At 55.1% G+C, this 18067-nt stretch carries 14 protein-coding genes, 1 pseudogene and 1 riboswitch; of the genes and pseudogenes, 11 read left to right on the top strand and 4 right to left on the bottom strand.

Annotated elements, in window-relative coordinates:
- Positions 1–235 precede the first annotated feature (235 nt).
- The 7 genes from GBEM_RS16175 (at position 236) to GBEM_RS16145 (ending at position 8524) form a co-directional block, all read left to right on the top strand.
- Positions 236–1183 (top strand): hypothetical protein, encoded by a 948-nt coding sequence (locus tag GBEM_RS16175; RefSeq protein ID WP_012531673.1) that lies wholly within the window; start codon positions 236–238, stop codon positions 1181–1183.
- Positions 1184–1186: 3 nt separating this feature from the next.
- Complete coding sequence (locus tag GBEM_RS21325) at positions 1187–1801, top strand: hypothetical protein (RefSeq protein ID WP_012531672.1); 615 nt, start codon at positions 1187–1189, stop codon at positions 1799–1801.
- 361 nt (positions 1802–2162) lie between these two features.
- Positions 2163–3455 (top strand): hypothetical protein, encoded by a 1293-nt coding sequence (locus GBEM_RS16170; RefSeq protein ID WP_012531671.1) that lies wholly within the window; start codon positions 2163–2165, stop codon positions 3453–3455.
- Between the two features lie 748 nt (positions 3456–4203).
- A complete protein-coding gene (locus GBEM_RS16165; RefSeq protein WP_012531670.1) occupies positions 4204–4731 on the top strand; it encodes a Fic family protein in 528 nt (175 codons plus the stop codon).
- A gap of 94 nt (positions 4732–4825) precedes the next feature.
- Positions 4826–4995, top strand: a riboswitch (M-box (ykoK) riboswitch).
- Between the two features lie 342 nt (positions 4996–5337).
- Positions 5338–6588 (top strand): magnesium transporter, encoded by a 1251-nt coding sequence (locus GBEM_RS16155; protein ID WP_012531669.1) that lies wholly within the window; start codon positions 5338–5340, stop codon positions 6586–6588.
- 61 nt (positions 6589–6649) lie between these two features.
- Positions 6650–7876 (top strand): Nramp family divalent metal transporter, encoded by a 1227-nt coding sequence (locus tag GBEM_RS16150; protein ID WP_012531668.1) that lies wholly within the window; start codon positions 6650–6652, stop codon positions 7874–7876.
- Positions 7877–7951: 75 nt separating this feature from the next.
- Entirely contained in the window at positions 7952–8524 is a 573-nt protein-coding gene (locus tag GBEM_RS16145) for a dihydrofolate reductase family protein (protein ID WP_201764284.1), read from the top strand.
- A gap of 49 nt (positions 8525–8573) precedes the next feature.
- Here GBEM_RS16145 and GBEM_RS16140 read toward each other — a convergent pair whose 3' ends face one another.
- Positions 8574–9008 carry a pyridoxamine 5'-phosphate oxidase family protein gene (locus GBEM_RS16140; RefSeq protein ID WP_012531666.1) on the bottom strand — a complete coding sequence of 145 codons (435 nt, stop codon included), beginning with the start codon at positions 9006–9008 and terminating at the stop codon, positions 8574–8576.
- 135 nt (positions 9009–9143) lie between these two features.
- Complete coding sequence (locus GBEM_RS22200) at positions 9144–9587, bottom strand: hypothetical protein (RefSeq protein WP_041262828.1); 444 nt, start codon at positions 9585–9587, stop codon at positions 9144–9146.
- A 108-nt stretch (positions 9588–9695) separates the two neighbouring features.
- Here GBEM_RS22200 and GBEM_RS21535 point away from each other — a divergent pair, with 108 nt between their 5' ends.
- Positions 9696–9866 carry a hypothetical protein gene (locus tag GBEM_RS21535; RefSeq protein ID WP_169308691.1) on the top strand — a complete coding sequence of 57 codons (171 nt, stop codon included), beginning with the start codon at positions 9696–9698 and terminating at the stop codon, positions 9864–9866.
- 101 nt (positions 9867–9967) lie between these two features.
- Here the strand turns inward: GBEM_RS21535 and GBEM_RS16130 are convergent, their stop codons facing one another.
- Positions 9968–10411, bottom strand: coding sequence for a BON domain-containing protein (locus tag GBEM_RS16130; protein WP_012531664.1), 444 nt, complete (start codon positions 10409–10411; stop codon positions 9968–9970).
- Positions 10412–10793: 382 nt separating this feature from the next.
- Between GBEM_RS16130 and GBEM_RS16125 the strand changes: the two genes are divergently transcribed.
- Positions 10794–11729, top strand: coding sequence for a 1-phosphofructokinase family hexose kinase (locus tag GBEM_RS16125; RefSeq protein ID WP_012531663.1), 936 nt, complete (start codon positions 10794–10796; stop codon positions 11727–11729).
- Between the two features lie 41 nt (positions 11730–11770).
- Positions 11771–13860: pseudogene (gene fusA / locus GBEM_RS16120) on the top strand (elongation factor G).
- A gap of 173 nt (positions 13861–14033) precedes the next feature.
- Here fusA and GBEM_RS16115 read toward each other — a convergent pair.
- Positions 14034–16778, bottom strand: coding sequence for a PAS domain S-box protein (locus tag GBEM_RS16115; protein WP_012531661.1), 2745 nt, complete (start codon positions 16776–16778; stop codon positions 14034–14036).
- A gap of 308 nt (positions 16779–17086) precedes the next feature.
- On the opposite strand from GBEM_RS16115, the gene GBEM_RS16110 reads away from it, so the two are divergent.
- Complete coding sequence (locus tag GBEM_RS16110) at positions 17087–18037, top strand: YbgA family protein (protein ID WP_012531660.1); 951 nt, start codon at positions 17087–17089, stop codon at positions 18035–18037.
- Positions 18038–18067: the final 30 nt, after the last annotated feature.

Below are 18067 nucleotides of genomic sequence, written 5' to 3'. Positions count from 1 at the left end.
GCTCGCACTCTGAAAGAGAGATGCGGTCTGTCAAATGGAAAGGTCTTGCCGAGACGGTTCCTCTGCTGGTGGATTACATTGCCTTTTTCCCTTCCCCATGTTAAAACCCGTTATCCAGATTAAACCAACGAAGTCCTAATAACTCCAGGGGGGGCTGTTGCAGGGAACCTCTTTCTACCCCACATACCAGCCTCAAATGGGGTGCTGAGCAATACGAAAATAGGAGCTTTTCCTGATGGCTTTAACCGTAAGAGGATCGGCCTTTTATTTTGGCAGGGCCGTGGAAGCACCTGCCGCTGCCTTTCCTGATTTCTTCCGCTGGATCAAACAAACCGGAGCCGGTGTCCAATGGCCGTTCATTGTCCGGGAAGGTGATGTCGAAATTAGAAGGCGCATTTTCTGCGACCTGACCGCGACCCATTTTTACGGCATCTTCCTTTCGGCGAGAAATACAGAGTTCCAGCATTTCGTTCGCAGAGAAAATGGACGGGTGATTATTGAGGCCATCTCAACAGCTGGCAATCCACCCATTGAGATGAATTTTTTCGCGATGCGCATGGATAGCAACAAGGGGCTCTTTTCTCACTATCTGGGATCGTATCGTTTCCAACAGTTCTTGAGTGACCTTTGGGCCAGCTACCAGAATTTCGTTCAGTTGAAAAAGGCGGAAACGTTAAATGGATTAGAGGGGCGCGCGGCCAAGGCGGTCGCTGAGGCGTTTTCCTTGCGTGGGAGGTGTATGCACTCTCCCTTGTATACCCCTGGATCTTTTAATGATCTTGTTGAGCGACTTGGTACAATGTCTGAACTCAGGATGACAACGTACGATGTCGAAGATCCAGCCGACAGGCCGGTCAGTAACGTACTGAAGTCAGTCCATCGGGTTTATCGTTTTGACGCTGTTCGTGTTGATGCTGGCATAAGAGGATGGCTTCGGGATCGTAGATCAGATACCTTGCATCAACTTGCGTCAGGCAGAACAGTTTACAATGGCAGCGTTATCGGACTTCACAATGATGGTAGCCCCTTCAGTATTGACTTTGAAAATTCTCTTGAAAACTTCCTTGATTGCAAGTATGACGACATTGGTACATTCGAACTCGAAAATATTGCTGACCATCAAATCATTCGAGACATGCTGAATGCCTTAGACAATAGAATACTTTTTAGACCAGCGGGTTAGACAATGACTTTTTTGGATACTAAAAACAAACATTTTGTATATTGGGCTCTTGTTTGTGTTTGCATTGTATCCACCAAATTTTCAACCTTTTCAAATCTGAGACTCAGCCTTGATTCTATTTTCTCCGGTCTCCTAGCATTAACTGGATTTGTTTTCACTGCTAGAACATTCATCACATTTAAACTCAACGAGGTAGTATACGGTAGCCCGGAATATCGACAGTATGTAGAAAAATTAAAAAAAGATGGGGCTTATACAAAAGAGCTGTATGACCCGTTAAAGCAGATTGACACTAGCCTTGGTACAGCAACGTATATGTGTTTATGGTCAACTATTATGTTTGTGGTTGTTGCTTTTTTTCCAAAGACTGAAGCTGCCTTAGCTGTATCGAAAACTATTAGCGTTGATTATGTCCTTGAGCTTTTTAGAGTGGGCGGCTTTAAACTGTTGTCAGATGCTAATGTTTTGAAACCTACAGTGTTTAAGGTTTTTACTGATGCCTCCATGGTCTATTTTGGTTTTTGCGTGTATCAACTCATAATTACCGCTAAAGCTCTTCATCGCAACATTTCGGATATCATTTCCCACTGGGAAGAAAATTACAAGAAACCCAGTTAAATCGCGTTCCCCCTGGGATTAAATCAAGGGGTTCGGAAGGGGCTCAGATGTTACGGGCCATGTCCCCTGCAAGGTGCAAGCATGCCTCCTGACTGCTATGTGCCACAGCTAGTTCAGGGGATTTATAAGATCGTGAATCGCTTGGAAGAGCTGTTTCCGGGTCGCCTTTTCCTTGGCGAACAAGATGTTGTTACCTTTGCAGACTCCTCTAAATAGTGAGGTCTCAGGGGGGGCGGAATCATCGGAATGGGTGGCCGATTTCGATCCGAATGGGCGGCCTACTTGCCGCGGAATACGCATCCCTTTCAAGATGAGGTTGGCAGTTAGCTTTAACTCCTTCTTGTCCAGAGGATATCGACAGGTGAGTAGCGAAAGACCCACAGTTAGCCGGGAATTGCTTTACGACGAGGTTTGGGCCGAGCCAATGACGACGGTGGCGAAGCGGTATGGTGTCTCCTCCAGCTTCATGGCCCGTGTCTGTACCTCCCTCAATGTTCCGCGCCCGGATAGAGGATACTGGGCAAAGCTGGCTGCCGGGCACAAGATGCCGAAGCGCCCGTCACTGCCGGTACCTGAAACCGGGGCGTTGATTGAGTGGGTGCAGTATGGCGAGGGGAGGCGGGCTCCCATAGTTCTGCAAACTCATCAAGTGAAGGTGGTCCGCCGCAACCGCAGCGAACTTCCGAAGCTTCACCCGTTACTTGAGGGCGTCCAAAAGCAGTTGAAGGATGGGCGAGAGTCATTCTTCACGGAATTCATAAAACCGACCAAGCGGATTTCCCCCGACATAGTTGTATCTAAGCACAGCATTGATCGCGCGATAGAAATTGCCAACGAGCTTTACCTGCTTTTCGAGGAGCGCGGGCATCGAGTTATGCTAAAGCCACCAGGACCATATATGTGGCGTGCCGCCGTGGATGAACGAGAAAAAGGGGGTAGGGAGCGGCATTACTCGGATTTGTGGAGTCCTACTCGACCAACCGTGGTTTTTATCGGCAAAGTAGCTGTAGGGCTTACCATATTTGAAATGACCGAAGAAGTTGAGGTCGTACACCTCGACGATACGTACGTTAAGGTCTCTGATCTCACCCTGCGGCAATCGAAGAGGGTGCAGAGGGGGTACGGCTGGAAATCTGTTCGCGAAATGCCGACTGGCAGGCTTTGCATTCAGTTTTATTCACCATATCCCGGCGCCGGTTGGCAACGACAGTGGCGGGAGTCAAAAAATGGAGATTTTCCTGGAAAGCTGAAAGGAACTGTAAAAGAAGTTGAGGCAGAGACCGTAACTATCGTGAAGCTCCTTGGGGAGGCAGAGAAAAGGGCCGAAATCGAGAGGCAGAGGCGCAGGGAGCTTGAGATCCACTGGGAAGCAGAGAAGCTCGAAAGGGCGAAGGTGGAAGCTGAGCGCCAGCGTGTTCAGTCCATAAAGGAGAGCAGGGACAATCTGCTACGAGTGATTAGGGGATGGAGTGAGGCGAATGGTATCCTGAAATTCTTTGAGGAGATCGAGTGTTTGGCTTCTGATCTTGATCAAGAAGAAAGAGCCTGTATTATTGAGCGGCTGGAGCTGGCTCGTCAACTCCTTGGGAACGTGGATCCGTTGCAACTGCTTCGGCTGTGGAAATCGCCCGAAGAGCGGCTGATGCAGGATTGAAGATCCGATAAGCTTTGCTTCTTTGATCGGGGCGACCCAAGTTAGAGCCTACCCCCCCTGGGAATCAAATCGCATGTTTTTGAGTCTTCGAGCAGTGAAGTTTTTTTTGGTGGGGGTATTTTTAGGGGTATGTTAAAAAACCGTCTTTGGGTTTAGCGTTTAAATTCAGAATGTTACCTGGCGTATTCGACCCCGGCTCCGGCACCACGGGAAAAACTGAATATTGAAGACCAATAGTAAAGGGCCACGCGAAAGCGTGGCCCTTTTTTGCCGTCTGCTGCCGATATGTTTTCCCCGGCAAAATTGCATTCGCCGCACGCGTTTCGTCTACCTGTGCCCACCGTGTCACCGATTCTGGGGTCTTCTGCCTTCGCGCCCTTATGTAGCCGATAGGGCATTTACACAAAATCCTTCACACGCCCGACCCCGGGCAATAATGGATTGGGTGGGAATATGTCATATTCGAACCAGAAAATGACGGATTTGAATTCAAATACGTCACATTTAGAAAGAATGTGACGTATTTGAATTCAAAAATGACGCATTTGAAAAAAATGTGACGTATTTGGACCCAAAAATGACACATTTGGAAAAAATATGACATATTTGAATTGGAAAACGACATATTTAAAAAAAATGGGACCGATTCGACCCGTACACGCCCAATTCTCACTGACTTCATTAGATAAATTGACCGTTGCCTTTGTCTTGGGTAAATTGGGGCGATCTTATTGGGTAAGGCTACGGCATGATTGATGATATCAACAGGACTCTCTGGGTAACAGCCAACAAGCCGCACGCAAAGCAGGCCGGAATCCTGGCGGCTCTGCTCCCTCGCCCCCTCATCCTTTCCAGATGGAACCCTGTCTTCGCAGAAATACCCGTTGAAAGCCTGGTTCACCAACACCAACAGGAGTATTACGCCGCACTGAGTGAGAGCACGAAGCAAGGCGATTCGGCAGTCTTTGTCGAGTTTATGCTGGGAATGGTGCAACAGGCCATCGCCGAATCTCAGACCCCCCAAGTCACCGCGCAAGTCACACCGCAGATAGCACGCTTGCTTGAGGTACTCGTTGGAGAAATGTCTCGTGATAGCATTCAAAACGCGCTAGGGCTGAAGCACAGGGAATCCTTCCGTCAACTTTATCTAGTGCCCGCATTGGCGGATGGCTGGATCGAGATGACCATACCTGACAAGCCGAATAGTCGACTTCAGAAATACCGGCTGACCGAGCAGGGGAGGGCATGGCGTTCCGAGAGGATGAAAGGCAGGTAGAGTCGATGTCACAGATGTTCAGATGTGTTAAACAAGTTATAATTTCCACAGCTTTCAAAAACATTGACATTAAATGCTGTCGGAAGTATCTAAAACTGTTCCTCGTTAGCATGAGGCGTTTGCACAAACAGAGGCTACTGCCCAAAAACGTCGAAAGACGCCAATGGGTAGACCAGGGCTTGCCGGATTAAGGCTTGACCTAAGGTAGCTGGTTCTTCCTGACCTACGTTGTGCACTGCTGAAAACCTACGAGTGGGGAACCACGGCATGATATGTATCCAGGCCACGGTTCCCCGTGGCCTTTTTTCGTTGTACCCATGCCGAAACGAAAGGTGATGGTTATCTCAATTGGGCAGTCATAGTTGTATCTTAGGCAATCAATATCGTTCGTTCCGGCATTAATCCATACACCTCCGCTCTGTTATGGCCTTTGCTGACACGCGAACGTTGGCCATAACGGGGAATATCAGGCAACCTCTGCCATTCCCTCCATTACACACAATTCATCGCTGTCCTTTTTCCAGGGCATGCTCCTGCATGCGCGTGGATTTTGGTATGGTCTTGATTAGATTCGCACGGGCTTTGGTCTGTGTATCGGGGTGTCGCATGCAGATTACAACGGAGTTGTATGTCAGCTCAGTGCTGAACAAGCAGGTCATCAACCCGGCTGGTAAGTCGGTCGGGAAATTATGGGATATTGCCATTGTTCCTGGTGAAGGGCTGCCGGTCGTTACCGGACTCCTGATAAAAAAGGGGAAGAAAATCCATATTGCTTCCTGGCACTCGGTACTCCTGTTCAACCCGATTGTCGTATCAATTGCCGGAGCAATTGAAAAGATGCCCCTCTATGAACGGCAATCCGACGCGATTCTTTTGGCCCGTGATGTACTCGACAAGCAGATAGTGGATGTGAATGGTGCCAAGGTCGTCAGGGTTAATGACGTGAAACTTGCACCATACGGGAAAATGTTATGCATCTTCTCGGTCGATATAGGTTTCAGAGGTCTTTTGAGAAGGCTTGGTTACGAGAAGGTCTGGTCTCTTGTGCAGAAAGAGATTCCGCAGAAGGAAATCGGCTGGCAGTTTGTCAATGCTCTGGAAATAAACACTGCCGGACTCACCCTCTCCAAGGCCCGTGAGCAGTTGGCGGAAATGCATCCGGCTGACATCGCCGGTATCATATCTTCTATCCCGAGAGCGTCCATTCAAAACCTGCTGAACAATCTTGACTATGAAACAGCAGGGGAAGCCATTCATGAACTGGAGCCGGAACTTCGCACCCAGATAATCAGCCAATTGGACAGTGAACAGGCTTCTGACATCCTCGAAGAGATGCCGCCTGATGAAGCTGCCGATGTGCTGGGCGACTTGCCGGAAGAGATGGCGCAGGAACTGCTGGGATTGATGGACAAGGAAGAGGCAGATGAAATCCAGGAACTGATGGAGCATGAGGACGATACGGCTGGCGGTCTCATGACCAGCGAGTTCATTGCCATATCCGCTGAAACCACCGTGGCACAGGCTATGGAAGAATTGCGGCGGCAGGCGGAAGAAATTGAAATGCTTTATTATGCCTACGTTCTCGATGCCCAAGAAAAACTGGTCGGAGTTGTAAACTTCAGAGACCTGCTTATCAGCAATCCCGACCTTCCAGTATCCGAACTTATGACCGAACAGCTCAAGACGGTCACTGTCGATGCCGAGCCGGAAGATGTGCTGGAGTTGCTGGCTAAATACAACCTTGTTGCCGTTCCGGTACTTGAGGATGACAGGACGATGGCTGGTATTATTACCATAGACGATGTAGTTGAGCTGTTTCTCCCCTATGCCCTGAAGCGGAGACGGTACCCCTCGTAAGAGTGGCAACTTGCGAATAAAAGGCAAGACCGTATTTCAGGCATAGGAATGGAGAATAGATATGAAGCTCAACAAAAAAAACATCCTGATGTTTCTCGCAGTACTCGGGCCGGGGATAATCACGGCAAACGTAGATAATGATGCAGGCGGGATTACTACTTATTCTGTTGCCGGGGCGCAGTTCGGCTATTCGCTGCTCTGGACGTTGATTCCGATTACCGTTGCCCTGGTGGTTGTTCAGGAGATGGTTGCCCGAATGGGAGTGGTTACGGGTAAGACCCTTGCCGACCTGATACGGGAGCGGTTCGGCGTAAAGACCACCTTTTATCTGATGATTTGCCTGCTGCTTGCTGATTTGGGGAATACGGTTGCGGAGTTTGCCGGATGGGCGGCAAGCATGGAGATATTCGGGGTCAGCAAGTACATCTCAGTGCCGATAGGTGCTTTCTTGGTCTGGTGGCTGGTAGTGAAAGGTACCTACAGGATTGTAGAGAAGATATTCCTCTTCTCCTGTACCATCTTTGTCACCTACATCGTTTCGGCAGTTCTGGCTGCTCCACCATGGGCACAGGTGTTGACGGAAACAGTCAAGCCGACCTTCTCCATGAAACCGTCCTATCTGATGATGATTATCGGGGTGGTTGGAACAACTATTGCGCCATGGATGCAGTTCTATCTGCAATCGGCAGTGGTGGAAAAGAACATCAAGATAGAGCAGTACAAAGCAAGTCGTCTCGATGTCGTAGTCGGCTGCATTATCACTGATGTGGTGGCGTTTTTCATCATTGTCGCCTGTGGTGCAACCCTCTATGCCCACGGCATAACCATCAATGATGCTGCTGATGCGGCAAAAGCCCTTGAACCGCTGGCTGGGAAATATGCATCGGTGATGTTTGCCATCGGTCTGGCAAATGCCTCTCTGTTTGCCGCCTCAATTCTGCCGCTTGCTACTGCCTATTATGTTTGCGAAGGGATGGGGTGGGAATCCGGCATTGACCATAATTTCAAGACAGCACCGCAATTCATGTGGCTTTACACTGGACTAATCGCTATCGGTGCCCTGATCATTCTGTTCCCAAACGCCCCATTAGTGGCCATCATGCTCATCTCTCAGGTGGTTAACGGCGTGATGTTGCCGTTCGTTCTGATATTCATGCTGATTCTCATAAACAGCAAGAGCCTGATGGGAGAATATACCAACTCGAAATTCTACAACGTCATATCCTGGGCTACAGTATTGGTTATGGTCGTTCTGACCCTGGCACTGGTTGCAACTTCAATGACATAAAATTAATCTATGAACGTGATGTAGGGTCCGAAGTGGGGTTAAGGGCGGCGACGATGAGAGCCGGCACGAGAGGTGATGGAAGTTATGAAGACCCAGTACTACACCGCATCGAGTCTGGATGGATTTATCGCGACAGAGGACGACTCGTTGGAGTGGCTCTTTTCTCTTGGGAACCTGGAGGAGTCCAGCTACCCGGAATTCGTTGCTGAGGTTGGCGCACTGGCAATGGGATCGGCCACCTACGAGTGGATGGTCCGCAATGCAGCCAAGGTCGCTGCCGAGACCGGTTCTCCTTGGCCGTACACCCAGCCTGTATGGGTATTTACCAGTCGCGCACTCTCGGCAATTGAAGGTGCAGATATCAGGTTCGTGAAAGGCGACGTATGCCAGGTTCACAACGATATGCGTCTGGCCGCAAGGGCAAAGAACATCTGGATTGTCGGGGGCGGGGACTTGGCGGGTCAGTTCTATGATGCAGGGCTTCTGGACGAACTCATTATCCAGATTGGCTCGGTTACGCTGGGCAAAGGCAAGCAGTTGTTTCCGCGCCGTGTCCTGAGCCCGATCCTGCGCCTTTCCTCCGTTCGCCAGATGGGGACCGGCATGGTTGAACTGCGGTATGAGGTAGGGAAACAGGGTGGTAGTTAAAAAAAAGGCCGCTCCAGGGCGGCCATTTCGTTCCTGAGTGCTCTTTTATCTACAGCTGGATGAACTCTTTGGGCTCGGTGTTGGTGGCCATGGTCCAGACGGTCGCCACGCCGTTTCTCAACCTGTACACGGCCAACTGCTCGTACCCCACCTTGTCTATCCACGGCTTCAGGAAATCGCGCTTTTGCACTATCTCCTTCTTCAGTTCCAGGTCCTCCAGCGCCTCGACTATTCCGGTCACCCTCACTTGGATCAGGTTTTCGAAGATCCCGTTGGTGAAACACATTTCAACTTTGGGGTTTACGCCCAGCTGCCGGTATAGGTCCTTGATCTTGCCGGTATTGAAGACGATGCCTTCGTCGTCGGCCCTGAACAAAAGCATCCCACGCACGTGAGGGGTGTCGCCGTCGACGGTCGCCATGTGGAAAATGGGATTTGCGTTAATGAACTCCAAAATCTGTTTCTTATCCATCTCTACTTTCATAGCTGCCTCCTTATCTGCAGTTCCAACGCAGCGGCCTCCTTCGTCGCGACGCTGAAACTTGATCTTTGCTGCACTGCCAAGTGAATATATACAACTAATCTCCGTCGCGCAAGCCGGTGTGCTCGGATGGCCATACTACCTGTGAATGCTGGCTGTTACAACCCGCATCTTGACAGCATTGTGTATACGGCAGTAGGATTTCAGTACTTCTGACTCTGCCACGTCGGGTTTTGTTGTTGCTTCTGCACAATGGGGGGCATGACGATGCTTTTTCACAGTCGAGTCAAAGACAAAAGGCACGGACTGCTGCTGGACAAACCGCTGGATGATCCTTCCTGCTGCGGCGTCTGTGCTGCCTTGTGTTGCCGCTCCTTTCCCAATGTCGACCTCTCCTGGGAGGAATACCAGCTTCTTGAGAGCATGGGTGCGACTCGCCTCCATTTTTCCATTCACGGCCCACACAAGTTGATTATCGAGAACGGCTGCGAGTTTCTTGTCGGCAACAGGTGCGGCATTTATGACCTGCGGCCGGAGATCTGCCGCCGTTTCATCTGCCGCAGCGACTGAGACCTTCTGCATATCCTCAGCCTAGTTTATGTTTAGATCAATCTGCCGTTATCCGCGTTATCCGCTAAATCCGTGTGCATGGTTGATGGTTATTACCGTCTCTACAGGTACAATAGGGGCATGAAAACTCCTCCCAAGGCAGATCCGGCGCAGCGATGGCTTACCACTTTCACCTGGCAGGACAAGTTCATCGCCAGGTGCTTCCCACGCTTTTTCCAGCGGTACGCTCCGGACGAGATCAAGGAACAATGGGAGGCGTACCTGGCCCAAAAGCAGAAACGGACCAAGTAGGGCCACACATTTTCCAGATACAAAAAGGCTAAACCGCTTCAAGCGGTCTAGCCTTTTTTGATCCTTTGGCCCGAAAAAAGGGGGCCTTTCTCCTGGGGCTTCTATTTCCCTTTCTCTTTGTCGCTCTTGCCCTTTTCCTTCTCCTTGCCTTTATCCGTCGGCGGCGCGACTTCGATCTCGTTGGTTATGTTCCCCTTGCCGACGATCCCTTCGGCAATCTTCTCTATGGTCGTTTTCTCCGATTCCGATTTTACCGGTCCCTTCAGCGTGACCTTGCCGTTGGTGGTAATGATCTTCACATTGTGAGCCTTGATCGAAAGGGATTTGTCCTTGACCACGGCCCTTCTGATCTGCCTGGTGGTCTCCCGGTCGGGCTTGTTTTCCTTCTGCTGGTCGGCGGTGACTCCCTTGCTCGCTTCCTTGTTCTTCTTCGAGTTGTCGGCTTTGGTGGCGCTGGAGTCCTGCGCGGCTGTGGCTTGGGGCGGTGCACTGAAAACAACAGCGGCTGACAGTGCCATGGCGAACAACAGGGTTACTTTTTTCATGTCTTGGTTTGCCTCCTTTTCCGGTTGATAGGGATTATTCCCTTGTGATCTTGCTGTTGGGCTTTGCCGCAATCAATGCGTCCTGTTTCTCTCAGCGTTTTGCGGCGCGATGACAAAATTGGCAGTGGCTGGTGTGGAAAAAAGATAAGAAGAAATTAATATAGTATTCGTCTTTGTCAATAGCTTTCGTTCCTTGCGCTGCGTCTGCAGTTCGTGCTTTCGGTTTTAGCTGCTGAACCTGCAGATGCGGCAATAAACGCAGCCTCTGAGCTTGATCCCTATCGCTGTGCCAGTTTTGACTTCGGCGGTCCTTCGGATACCATTGAACTTTTCCTCAAATCCCCTGCTCTGTCAGCGTTGTTAACGACGAGGAGCTGTCGCTATGAAAACGATCGTGACCATAACCATGAATCCTGCCATCGATAAGAGTGCGACGGTGGATCATGTGGTGGCAGAAAGAAAGCTTTATTGCAGCGAGCCCCTTTTCGAGCCTGGGGGAGGGGGGATCAACGTCTCGCGGGCAGTGCGGAAGCTTGGCGGGGAGTCCCTGGCTCTTTATCCGTCGGGAGGGCACAGCGGACAGACGCTGCGCTTGCTGCTCGATCAGGAAGGGCTTACGCACCGTCCGATTGAGGTCGCCGGCTGGACCAGGGAGAACCTGATCGTGCTGGAGTCCGCAACGGGGCAGCAGTACCGCTTCGGGATGCCTGGGCCGGATCTTTCCGCCAAGGAGTGGCAGGCTTGCCTGGAACAGATCTTTGCCGGCGGAGCAAGGCCCGATTACCTGGTGGCGAGCGGCAGCCTCCCTCCGGGCGTACCGCAGGACTTTTATGCCCGGATAGCGCGCCTTGGAAAGCAGCACGGCGCCCGGGTGGTGGTGGACGCTTCGGGCGAGCCCATGCGCCTGGCGCTGCGCGAGGGAGTCTTCCTGATCAAGCCGAACATCCGGGAGTTTCGCGAGATGATAGGCGAGGGGGGGGAAGACGAAGCCAGGGTGCTGGCGCTTGCCAAGAAGATTGTCCTGGATGGGCAGAGCGAGGTGGTGGTGATCTCGCTCGGCGCGGCCGGGGTTCTCATGGTGTCGGACTCGGGAGTGGAGCGGCTGCATCCCCCCACGGTTCCCATTATCAGCAAGGTCGGCGCCGGTGACTCCATGGTGGCCGGCATGGTATTGAGCCTTGCGCGGGGGAATACCCTGCGTGACGCCGTCCGTTTCGGGGTGGCTGCCGGGACCGCCGCGGTGATGACGCCCGGAACGGAACTCTGCCGCCGGGAGGATGCCGAGAGGCTGTACCGGCAGATGCTTCCGGGCGAATAGACGCGGGGCTTTTGTCTATCCCCAGTAATGTTGCAAAGGAGATTGCCATTTCACCCATCGACGTTTCCCATACCCGCAACATCGGGATCATTTCCCACATAGATGCCGGCAAGACCACCGTTACGGAGCGGATCCTCTTTTACAGCGGAGAGACGCACAAGATGGGGGAGGTGCATGACGGCCAGGCGGTCATGGACTGGATGCCGCAGGAGCAGGAGCGCGGCATCACCATCACCGCCAGCGCCACGTCCTGCCGCTGGGGGGAATATCGGCTCAACCTGATCGACACACCGGGACACATCGACTTCACCATCGAGGTGGAGCGGAGCGTGCGCGTCTTGGACGGAGCGGTGGCCATCTTCAGCGCGGTCGAGGGGGTACAGCCGCAAAGCGAACTGGTCTGGCGCCAGGCGGACCGCTACCGTGTCCCGCGCGTCTGCCTCATCAACAAGATGGATCGCATGGGGGCGGATTACCGAAACGTCCTCTCCCAGATGGAGCAGCGACTCGGGGCACGGCCGGTGCTGCTGCAACTCCCTTTCGGTGCCGAAGCCGGCTTCTCGGGAGTGATCGACCTCCTCACTGAAGAGTTTTTGACCTTTTCGGAGCAGGACCAGGGAAGGACGATGGTGAGTGGAGCGGTGCCGCAGGAGGCCGTCGAGGCGGTGCGAGAGGCGCGGCTGCAGTTGACGGAGATAGCAGCGGATTTCGACGACCGGGTGATGGCGGCGTTTTTGGAGGGGGCGAAGGTGGAGACGTCGCTTTTAAGGGAGGCGCTGCGGCAGGGGACCCTTACCTGCCAGGTCTTTCCGGTGCTCTTCGGTTCTGCGCTCAGGAACAAAGGGGTACAGCCGGTGCTCGATGCTGTTTGCCTTTATCTCCCCTCCCCAAGCGAGGTGGCATCGCTGGTGGCGCGCAAGCCCGGCGGCAGTGATCCCGAGCCGGTCCTGTGCGACCCGGAGCGCCCGCTGGCCGCACTTGCCTTCAAGGTAATGGCGGAGGAGGGACGGCGGCTGACCTACCTGCGCATCTACAGCGGGACCATAAAGGCGGGGGCATCGCTTTTGAACGCGACCCGGGGCAACAGCGAACGGGTCCGGCACCTGTTCCACATGCACGCCCACAAGCGCGAGGAGGTAGCCGAGGCGGCCGCAGGCGACATCGTCGCCGTCACTGGCTGCCAGTCGACCTTGACCGGCGATACCCTTTGCGATCCTGCGCATCCCCTGGTTCTTGAGGGGATGACCGTGCCCGAGCCGGTGGTGTCCATCGCGGTGGAGGCCAAGGGGGTCGAGGACCGGGCGGGACTTCTCACTTCCCTGGAGTACTTCCAGTGGGAGGACCCGACCTTCCGGGTGCACGAGGACCAGGAGACGGGACAGACGATTCTCACCGGGATGGGGGAGCTGCATCTAGAGGTGGTCATCGATCGTCTGCGTCGCGAGTACGGGGTGCAGGTGAAAACGGGAAGGCCGCGGGTGGTGTTCCGGGAGGCGCTCAGGCGAGAGGTCGAACGGCGCGAGGTGTTTCAGGCCCTGACCGAGAAGCGGCAGGAGAGGGCGGAGATCCTGCTGCGTCTGGTCCCTCTTTCGCGCGGAAGCGGGGTCCGCATCGTCTTGCCGCAACCGGCGCCGCCTATAACTGCCGAACTGCTGGCAACGGTGGAACAGAGTCTTTTGCAGGGATGTCAGGGGGGGGGCGGACCGGGTACGCCCTGACCGATCTGGAAGTGCGGGTTTTGGAGCTGCCGGTGGATCCGGGGATGCCGGTACCCGGCGAGCAGACGCTGAGTGCGGCGGCGCAACGCGGCTTGGCGCTCGCGGCGCGGGAAGCGGAGCCGTACCTGCTGGAACCGATCATGAAGCTGGAACTGGAGACGCCGGCAGAGTACCTGGGAAAGGTGCTCGGGGGGCTGCAGCAAAAGCGCGGGAGGGTGGAGGGGCTCGACCGCAGGGGCGAACTGGAGCTGGTGAAGGCCACGGTGCCGCTGGCGGAGATGTTCGGCTACATGACCGAGCTTAGAAGCGCCAGCAAGGGGCGGGGGAGCTATACCATGGAGTTCCAGGGGTTCGAGGAGGCGCCTGCCCAGGTGCAGGAGCAGTTCGGGCTTAAGGGAAGTATTCACAGCTGACCGCTACTTCAAAATCCCCCCATTACCAGCAAATCCCCCCTGTCCCCCCTTCGCTGAGCTACCGCTTCGGGGGGCAGGCCCCCCTTGGCGAAGGGGGGGACGCAATAGCCCCGCCTAGTCCTTCGAGGGAAGAGCACCCTGGTTCCTCGGTATTCCCTGATTACGCCTCCGGCTTACCTGTCGCACCTCTTCATCACTTCGAGAAGGGCCTGCATGCTGTACGGCTTCTGGATGAAATCGAGCAGACCGGTTCCGGTGAACTTCCCGGTTACTTCCTGGGCACTGTAGCCGCTGGACATGATCACCTTCACCTCTGGGTCGAGCGCTCTCAGCGCGTCGAAGGTCTGCTCCCCGTCCATCTGCGGCATGGTGAGATCCAGGATCACGAATTTGATATCCGGCCGCGACCGGTAGGTCTGCAGCGCACTGCTGCCGGAAAGCGCCGTCACCACCTCGTATCCCAACTGCCCCAGCATCATCGCCCCGATGTCGCAGATGGTCTCCTCGTCGTCGACCAGAAGGATGGTCCCGCTCCCCTGCCAGTTGTCCATCTTCTGGTCGGCTTCCTTCACCAGCACCGGGAGGTCGCTCGCCGGAAGCAGCACGGTGAAGGTTGTTCCCTCCCCGGTCTTGCTTTGCACCTTGATGGCGCCCTTGTGCCCCCTGATGATACCGAGTACCGCCGACATGCCGAGCCCGCGACCGGTGAATTTGGTGGTGAAAAAGGGGTCGAAGATGCGCAAAAGCGTGCTCTCGTCCATGCCGCAGCCGGTATCCGCCACCTGCAGGAAGACGAACTCCCCTTCGGCGAGCTCGCAGTCGAACCAGGCCTCTTTCAGGTAGCTCTGATCGAAATACCGGTATCCGGTGCTGATCGATATGGTCCCCCCCTGCTCTCCGGTGGCCTCCGAAGCGTTGATGACCAGGTTCATCACGATCTGGCGCAGCTGCGTCGGATCGGCCTGCACCGGAGGGAGCTCCTGGGCCAGGGAGAGCTTCAGCTCCGCCTTTTTCGATACCGAGACTTCCAGCAGGTGGATCATCTCTTCCAGCAGCAGGTTGAGGTTCACCGGTTCCACGACGAACATCCCCTTGCCGGAGTAGGCGAGCATCTGCTTGGCCAGGTCAGCCGCCCTGACGGCGGCCTTCTCGATGTTCTGCAGGTTTTCGGCGGCGGGAGAGTCTGGGTCTATGCGCATAAGCCCGAGGCTGGAATTCCCCAGGATGCCGGTGAGGATGTTGTTGAAGTCGTGCGCGATGCCGCCGGCAAGGATGCCCAGGCTTTCCAGCTTCTGCGCGTGCAAAAGCTGATGCTCCAGCCTCAGCCGCTCCTCTTCGTGCAGGCCGCGCTCCATCTCCGCCGCGGCACGCGAGCTGACCATCTGGAAGATTTCCTGAGGCAGGTCCCGGTTTCCCAAGGGCTTCTTGCCGATGGCAGCGATCAACCCTATCGGCACGCCGTTGGATCCCCAAAGTACAGTCCCCATGTAGCTCTCCGCCTTGATCTCCTGCAGCAAGGTGTCGGTCGGAAAGAGGTGGCGCACCCCCTGGCGGTAGCAGCAGACGCTGTTTCCCACCACCTCGCCGCAGGGGGTGTCCCGCAGGGTGTAGCGGATGTTGTCCTCGAAGCTGCCGTCGAAGTAGACCGCGAGGGTGCGCGCGTACTGGTTCCCCTCCTCCAGCTGGTCGATGCAGATGAATTCCATGTCGAGGGCTTGCGCCAGGTATTTCGCCAGCCGGTGGAAGAACTGCTCACCCGGTTCGGAGACCGCCTGGGCCAGGAATGCCAGGCACTCCTCGGTCCTCTTGCGCTTGGTTATCACGTCGAAGACCGCGACGAAGCACCCCGGTTCCGGGCTGTACACGGAGACGGCCAGCCACTCGTTGATGGCGCAGAGGAAGTACTCCACTTGCTCGGGCTCCCCGCTCAGGGCGACGCGCCTGAAGGCGGCGAGAAGCTCCGGGTCCGAGTTGCCGACCCCCGGCAGCACCTCGCTCATCCGCTTCCCCTTCACCTCGCGCAGCCCCGTCAGCTTCTCGAAGCTCTGGTTCACTTCCAGGAAGACGAAGTCCATGGGGAGATCGGAGTCAAGGATCATCTTGCAGTAGGCGAAGCCGTTCAGCATGTTGTCGAACAGCGAGCGGTACTTCTCCTCGCTTTGCTGAAGGGCTCTTTCCGCGTCCTTCTTGCTGGTTATGTCCTGCAAGAAGGTGAGGAACCGCCTGTTCTGCGGCATGAAGGTGGTGCTCACCTCCACTTCGATCAGGGTGCCGTCCTTCGTGCGGTGTACGGTCTCGAAGCGGTCGTAGCGTGTCGCAGCTACCTTCTCTGTATGCTGCCTGACCTCGTGGCGGTCCTCCCGCGCCTCGATCTCGTAGACGAACATGGAACTGAACTCGTCGCGGCTGTAGCCGTACATGCGGCAGGCGGCTTCGTTCACCGAGAGGATCTCTCCTTCCATGTCGACGACCCAGAAGCCGTCCATGGAGGTATTGGCAAGAAGCTCGTACTGCAGCGCGGCCTGGTGTTCCTGCTCCTTTATCAGCTTTTCTTGGGTTATGTCGTTCAGGACGACGCAGACAAGTCCCTGCTGGATCGGGATGGCATCGATCTTTACCCAGATCGTGGCGTCATTGTGGGGGGTGTAGATGCCGGCGGTGAAGCCGGTTACGGCCTCTCCTTTAGTAAGCGCTACGGAGGCCGGGTGTTGTTCCGGGGGAAGGTCGCCTCCGTCCTGAGCGAGGAGGCGCCATTGCGGCTTTTGCGGGGTGTGCGCCATGAACGCTTCGCGGTCCAGGCCCAGAAGGGAAAGTGCCGATGCATTTGCCTCGACGGGGCTTCCCTCCGCGTTCTGGCAGAACATGCCCTGGGACATGCTGTCGAACAATGTCTGCCAGTTCTGAAGCGAATGAAACATCGGCCCTCCTCGGAAAGGTGGAAAAGGCTCAGCACTGTCAGCAGAGTATGAACCTATCGATGCTTATAACAGGATACAGGTGACGGTTCAACGTTTTGTGTCAGAGCTGTTTTGCTGGAATTGCTTGTTTCATAACATCTTATCGGTGTGGTGCTGCCGTAGCTTTAATTGAACCATCCGCAGGCGACACAGCAGCACTCATAGCCACTGCAGATAGAGCTGAAGTTAGTCCCCACTGATCCTGTCGCACCGGCTGCTACTGTGGTATCATGTGCCTTCGTCGAATCTGCCATGCAAGGAGAGTTTTAATGACTTCACCTATAAAGATCGGTGTGAGTTCGTGCCTTCTGGGTGAGAAGGTCCGCTATGACGGAGGGCACAAGCATGACCGCTACATCACGGACGTGCTGGGCAGGTTCTTCCTCTTCGTCCCGGTCTGTCCGGAGGTGGAGTGCGGCATGCCCGTGCCGCGCGAGGCGATGCGGCTGGAGGGGGATCCTGCGGCGCCCAGGCTTTTCACCCACAAGAGCCGGGCGGACAAGACCGAGCAGATGCTGGCCTTTTGCCGGGCCAAGGTGGAGGCGTTGGCCTTGGAGGATCTCTGCGGCTTCATCTTCAAGAAGGGCTCCCCCAGTTCCGGCCTGTTCCGGGTCAAGGTCTACGACCAAGCCGGCGTGCCGTCGAAGACCGGCAGCGGCCTTTTCGCGGCCGCCGTGGCCAGGCGTTTCCCGCACCTTCCCATGGAAGAGGAGGGGAGGCTCGCCGACGCCTTTTTGCGGGAGAACTTCATCGAGCGGGTCTTCAGCTACCGGCGCTGGAAGGACTTCCTGGCGCAGGGACCGGACCTGGGGAAGCTGGTGCAGTTCCATACCCGGCAAAAGCTATTGGTCATGTCCCACAGCACGCAGCTCTACCGCGAAATGGGGGCGCTTGTCGCGCGCGGCAAGGAGATCGCCTGGCCGGAACTCGCGGAGCGCTACCAGGAGCTTTTCCTGCGGGCCTTGGAGCTGCAGGCCACGGTGAAGAAGCAGACCAACGTGCTGATGCACATCATGGGGTACTTCAAAAAAGAGCTGGGGGCCGAGGAAAAACAGGAGCTTTTGGAGTTGATCGGGCAGTACCACGACGGCCTGGTCCCCCTGGTGGTGCCGGTCACCCTCCTGAGGCACTACGTCAACAAGTACCGGCAGCAGTATCTGCAGCAGCAGGTTTACCTCTCCCCCCATCCGGCGGAGCTGATGCTGCGCAACCACGCTTAAGCACCCGCAAAAGGCAGCGCCCATCCCACC

The sequence above is a fragment of the Citrifermentans bemidjiense Bem genome (genome assembly GCF_000020725.1).
In the GTDB taxonomy this organism is placed as follows: domain Bacteria; phylum Desulfobacterota; class Desulfuromonadia; order Geobacterales; family Geobacteraceae; genus Geomonas; species Geomonas bemidjiensis.
Note: the sequence above shows the minus strand (reverse complement) of the source record. Positions and strands in the feature narration are given on the sequence as shown.

Coding starts and splice junctions, on each gene's coding strand:
- GBEM_RS16175 (WP_012531673.1), top strand. CDS start 236: ATGGCTTTAACCGTAAGAGGATCGGCCTTTTATTTTGGCAGGGCCGTG.
- GBEM_RS21325 (WP_012531672.1), top strand. CDS start 1,187: ATGACTTTTTTGGATACTAAAAACAAACATTTTGTATATTGGGCTCTT.
- GBEM_RS16110 (WP_012531660.1), top strand. CDS start 17,087: ATGACTTCACCTATAAAGATCGGTGTGAGTTCGTGCCTTCTGGGTGAG.
- GBEM_RS16150 (WP_012531668.1), top strand. CDS start 6,650: ATGAAGCTCAACAAAAAAAACATCCTGATGTTTCTCGCAGTACTCGGG.
- GBEM_RS16155 (WP_012531669.1), top strand. CDS start 5,338: ATGCAGATTACAACGGAGTTGTATGTCAGCTCAGTGCTGAACAAGCAG.
- GBEM_RS16165 (WP_012531670.1), top strand. CDS start 4,204: ATGATTGATGATATCAACAGGACTCTCTGGGTAACAGCCAACAAGCCG.
- GBEM_RS16140 (WP_012531666.1), bottom strand. CDS start 9,008: ATGAAAGTAGAGATGGATAAGAAACAGATTTTGGAGTTCATTAACGCA.
- GBEM_RS21535 (WP_169308691.1), top strand. CDS start 9,696: ATGAAAACTCCTCCCAAGGCAGATCCGGCGCAGCGATGGCTTACCACT.
- GBEM_RS22200 (WP_041262828.1), bottom strand. CDS start 9,587: ATGCAGAAGGTCTCAGTCGCTGCGGCAGATGAAACGGCGGCAGATCTC.
- GBEM_RS16130 (WP_012531664.1), bottom strand. CDS start 10,411: ATGAAAAAAGTAACCCTGTTGTTCGCCATGGCACTGTCAGCCGCTGTT.
- GBEM_RS16115 (WP_012531661.1), bottom strand. CDS start 16,778: ATGTTTCATTCGCTTCAGAACTGGCAGACATTGTTCGACAGCATGTCC.
- GBEM_RS16125 (WP_012531663.1), top strand. CDS start 10,794: ATGAAAACGATCGTGACCATAACCATGAATCCTGCCATCGATAAGAGT.
- GBEM_RS16145 (WP_201764284.1), top strand. CDS start 7,952: ATGGAAGTTATGAAGACCCAGTACTACACCGCATCGAGTCTGGATGGA.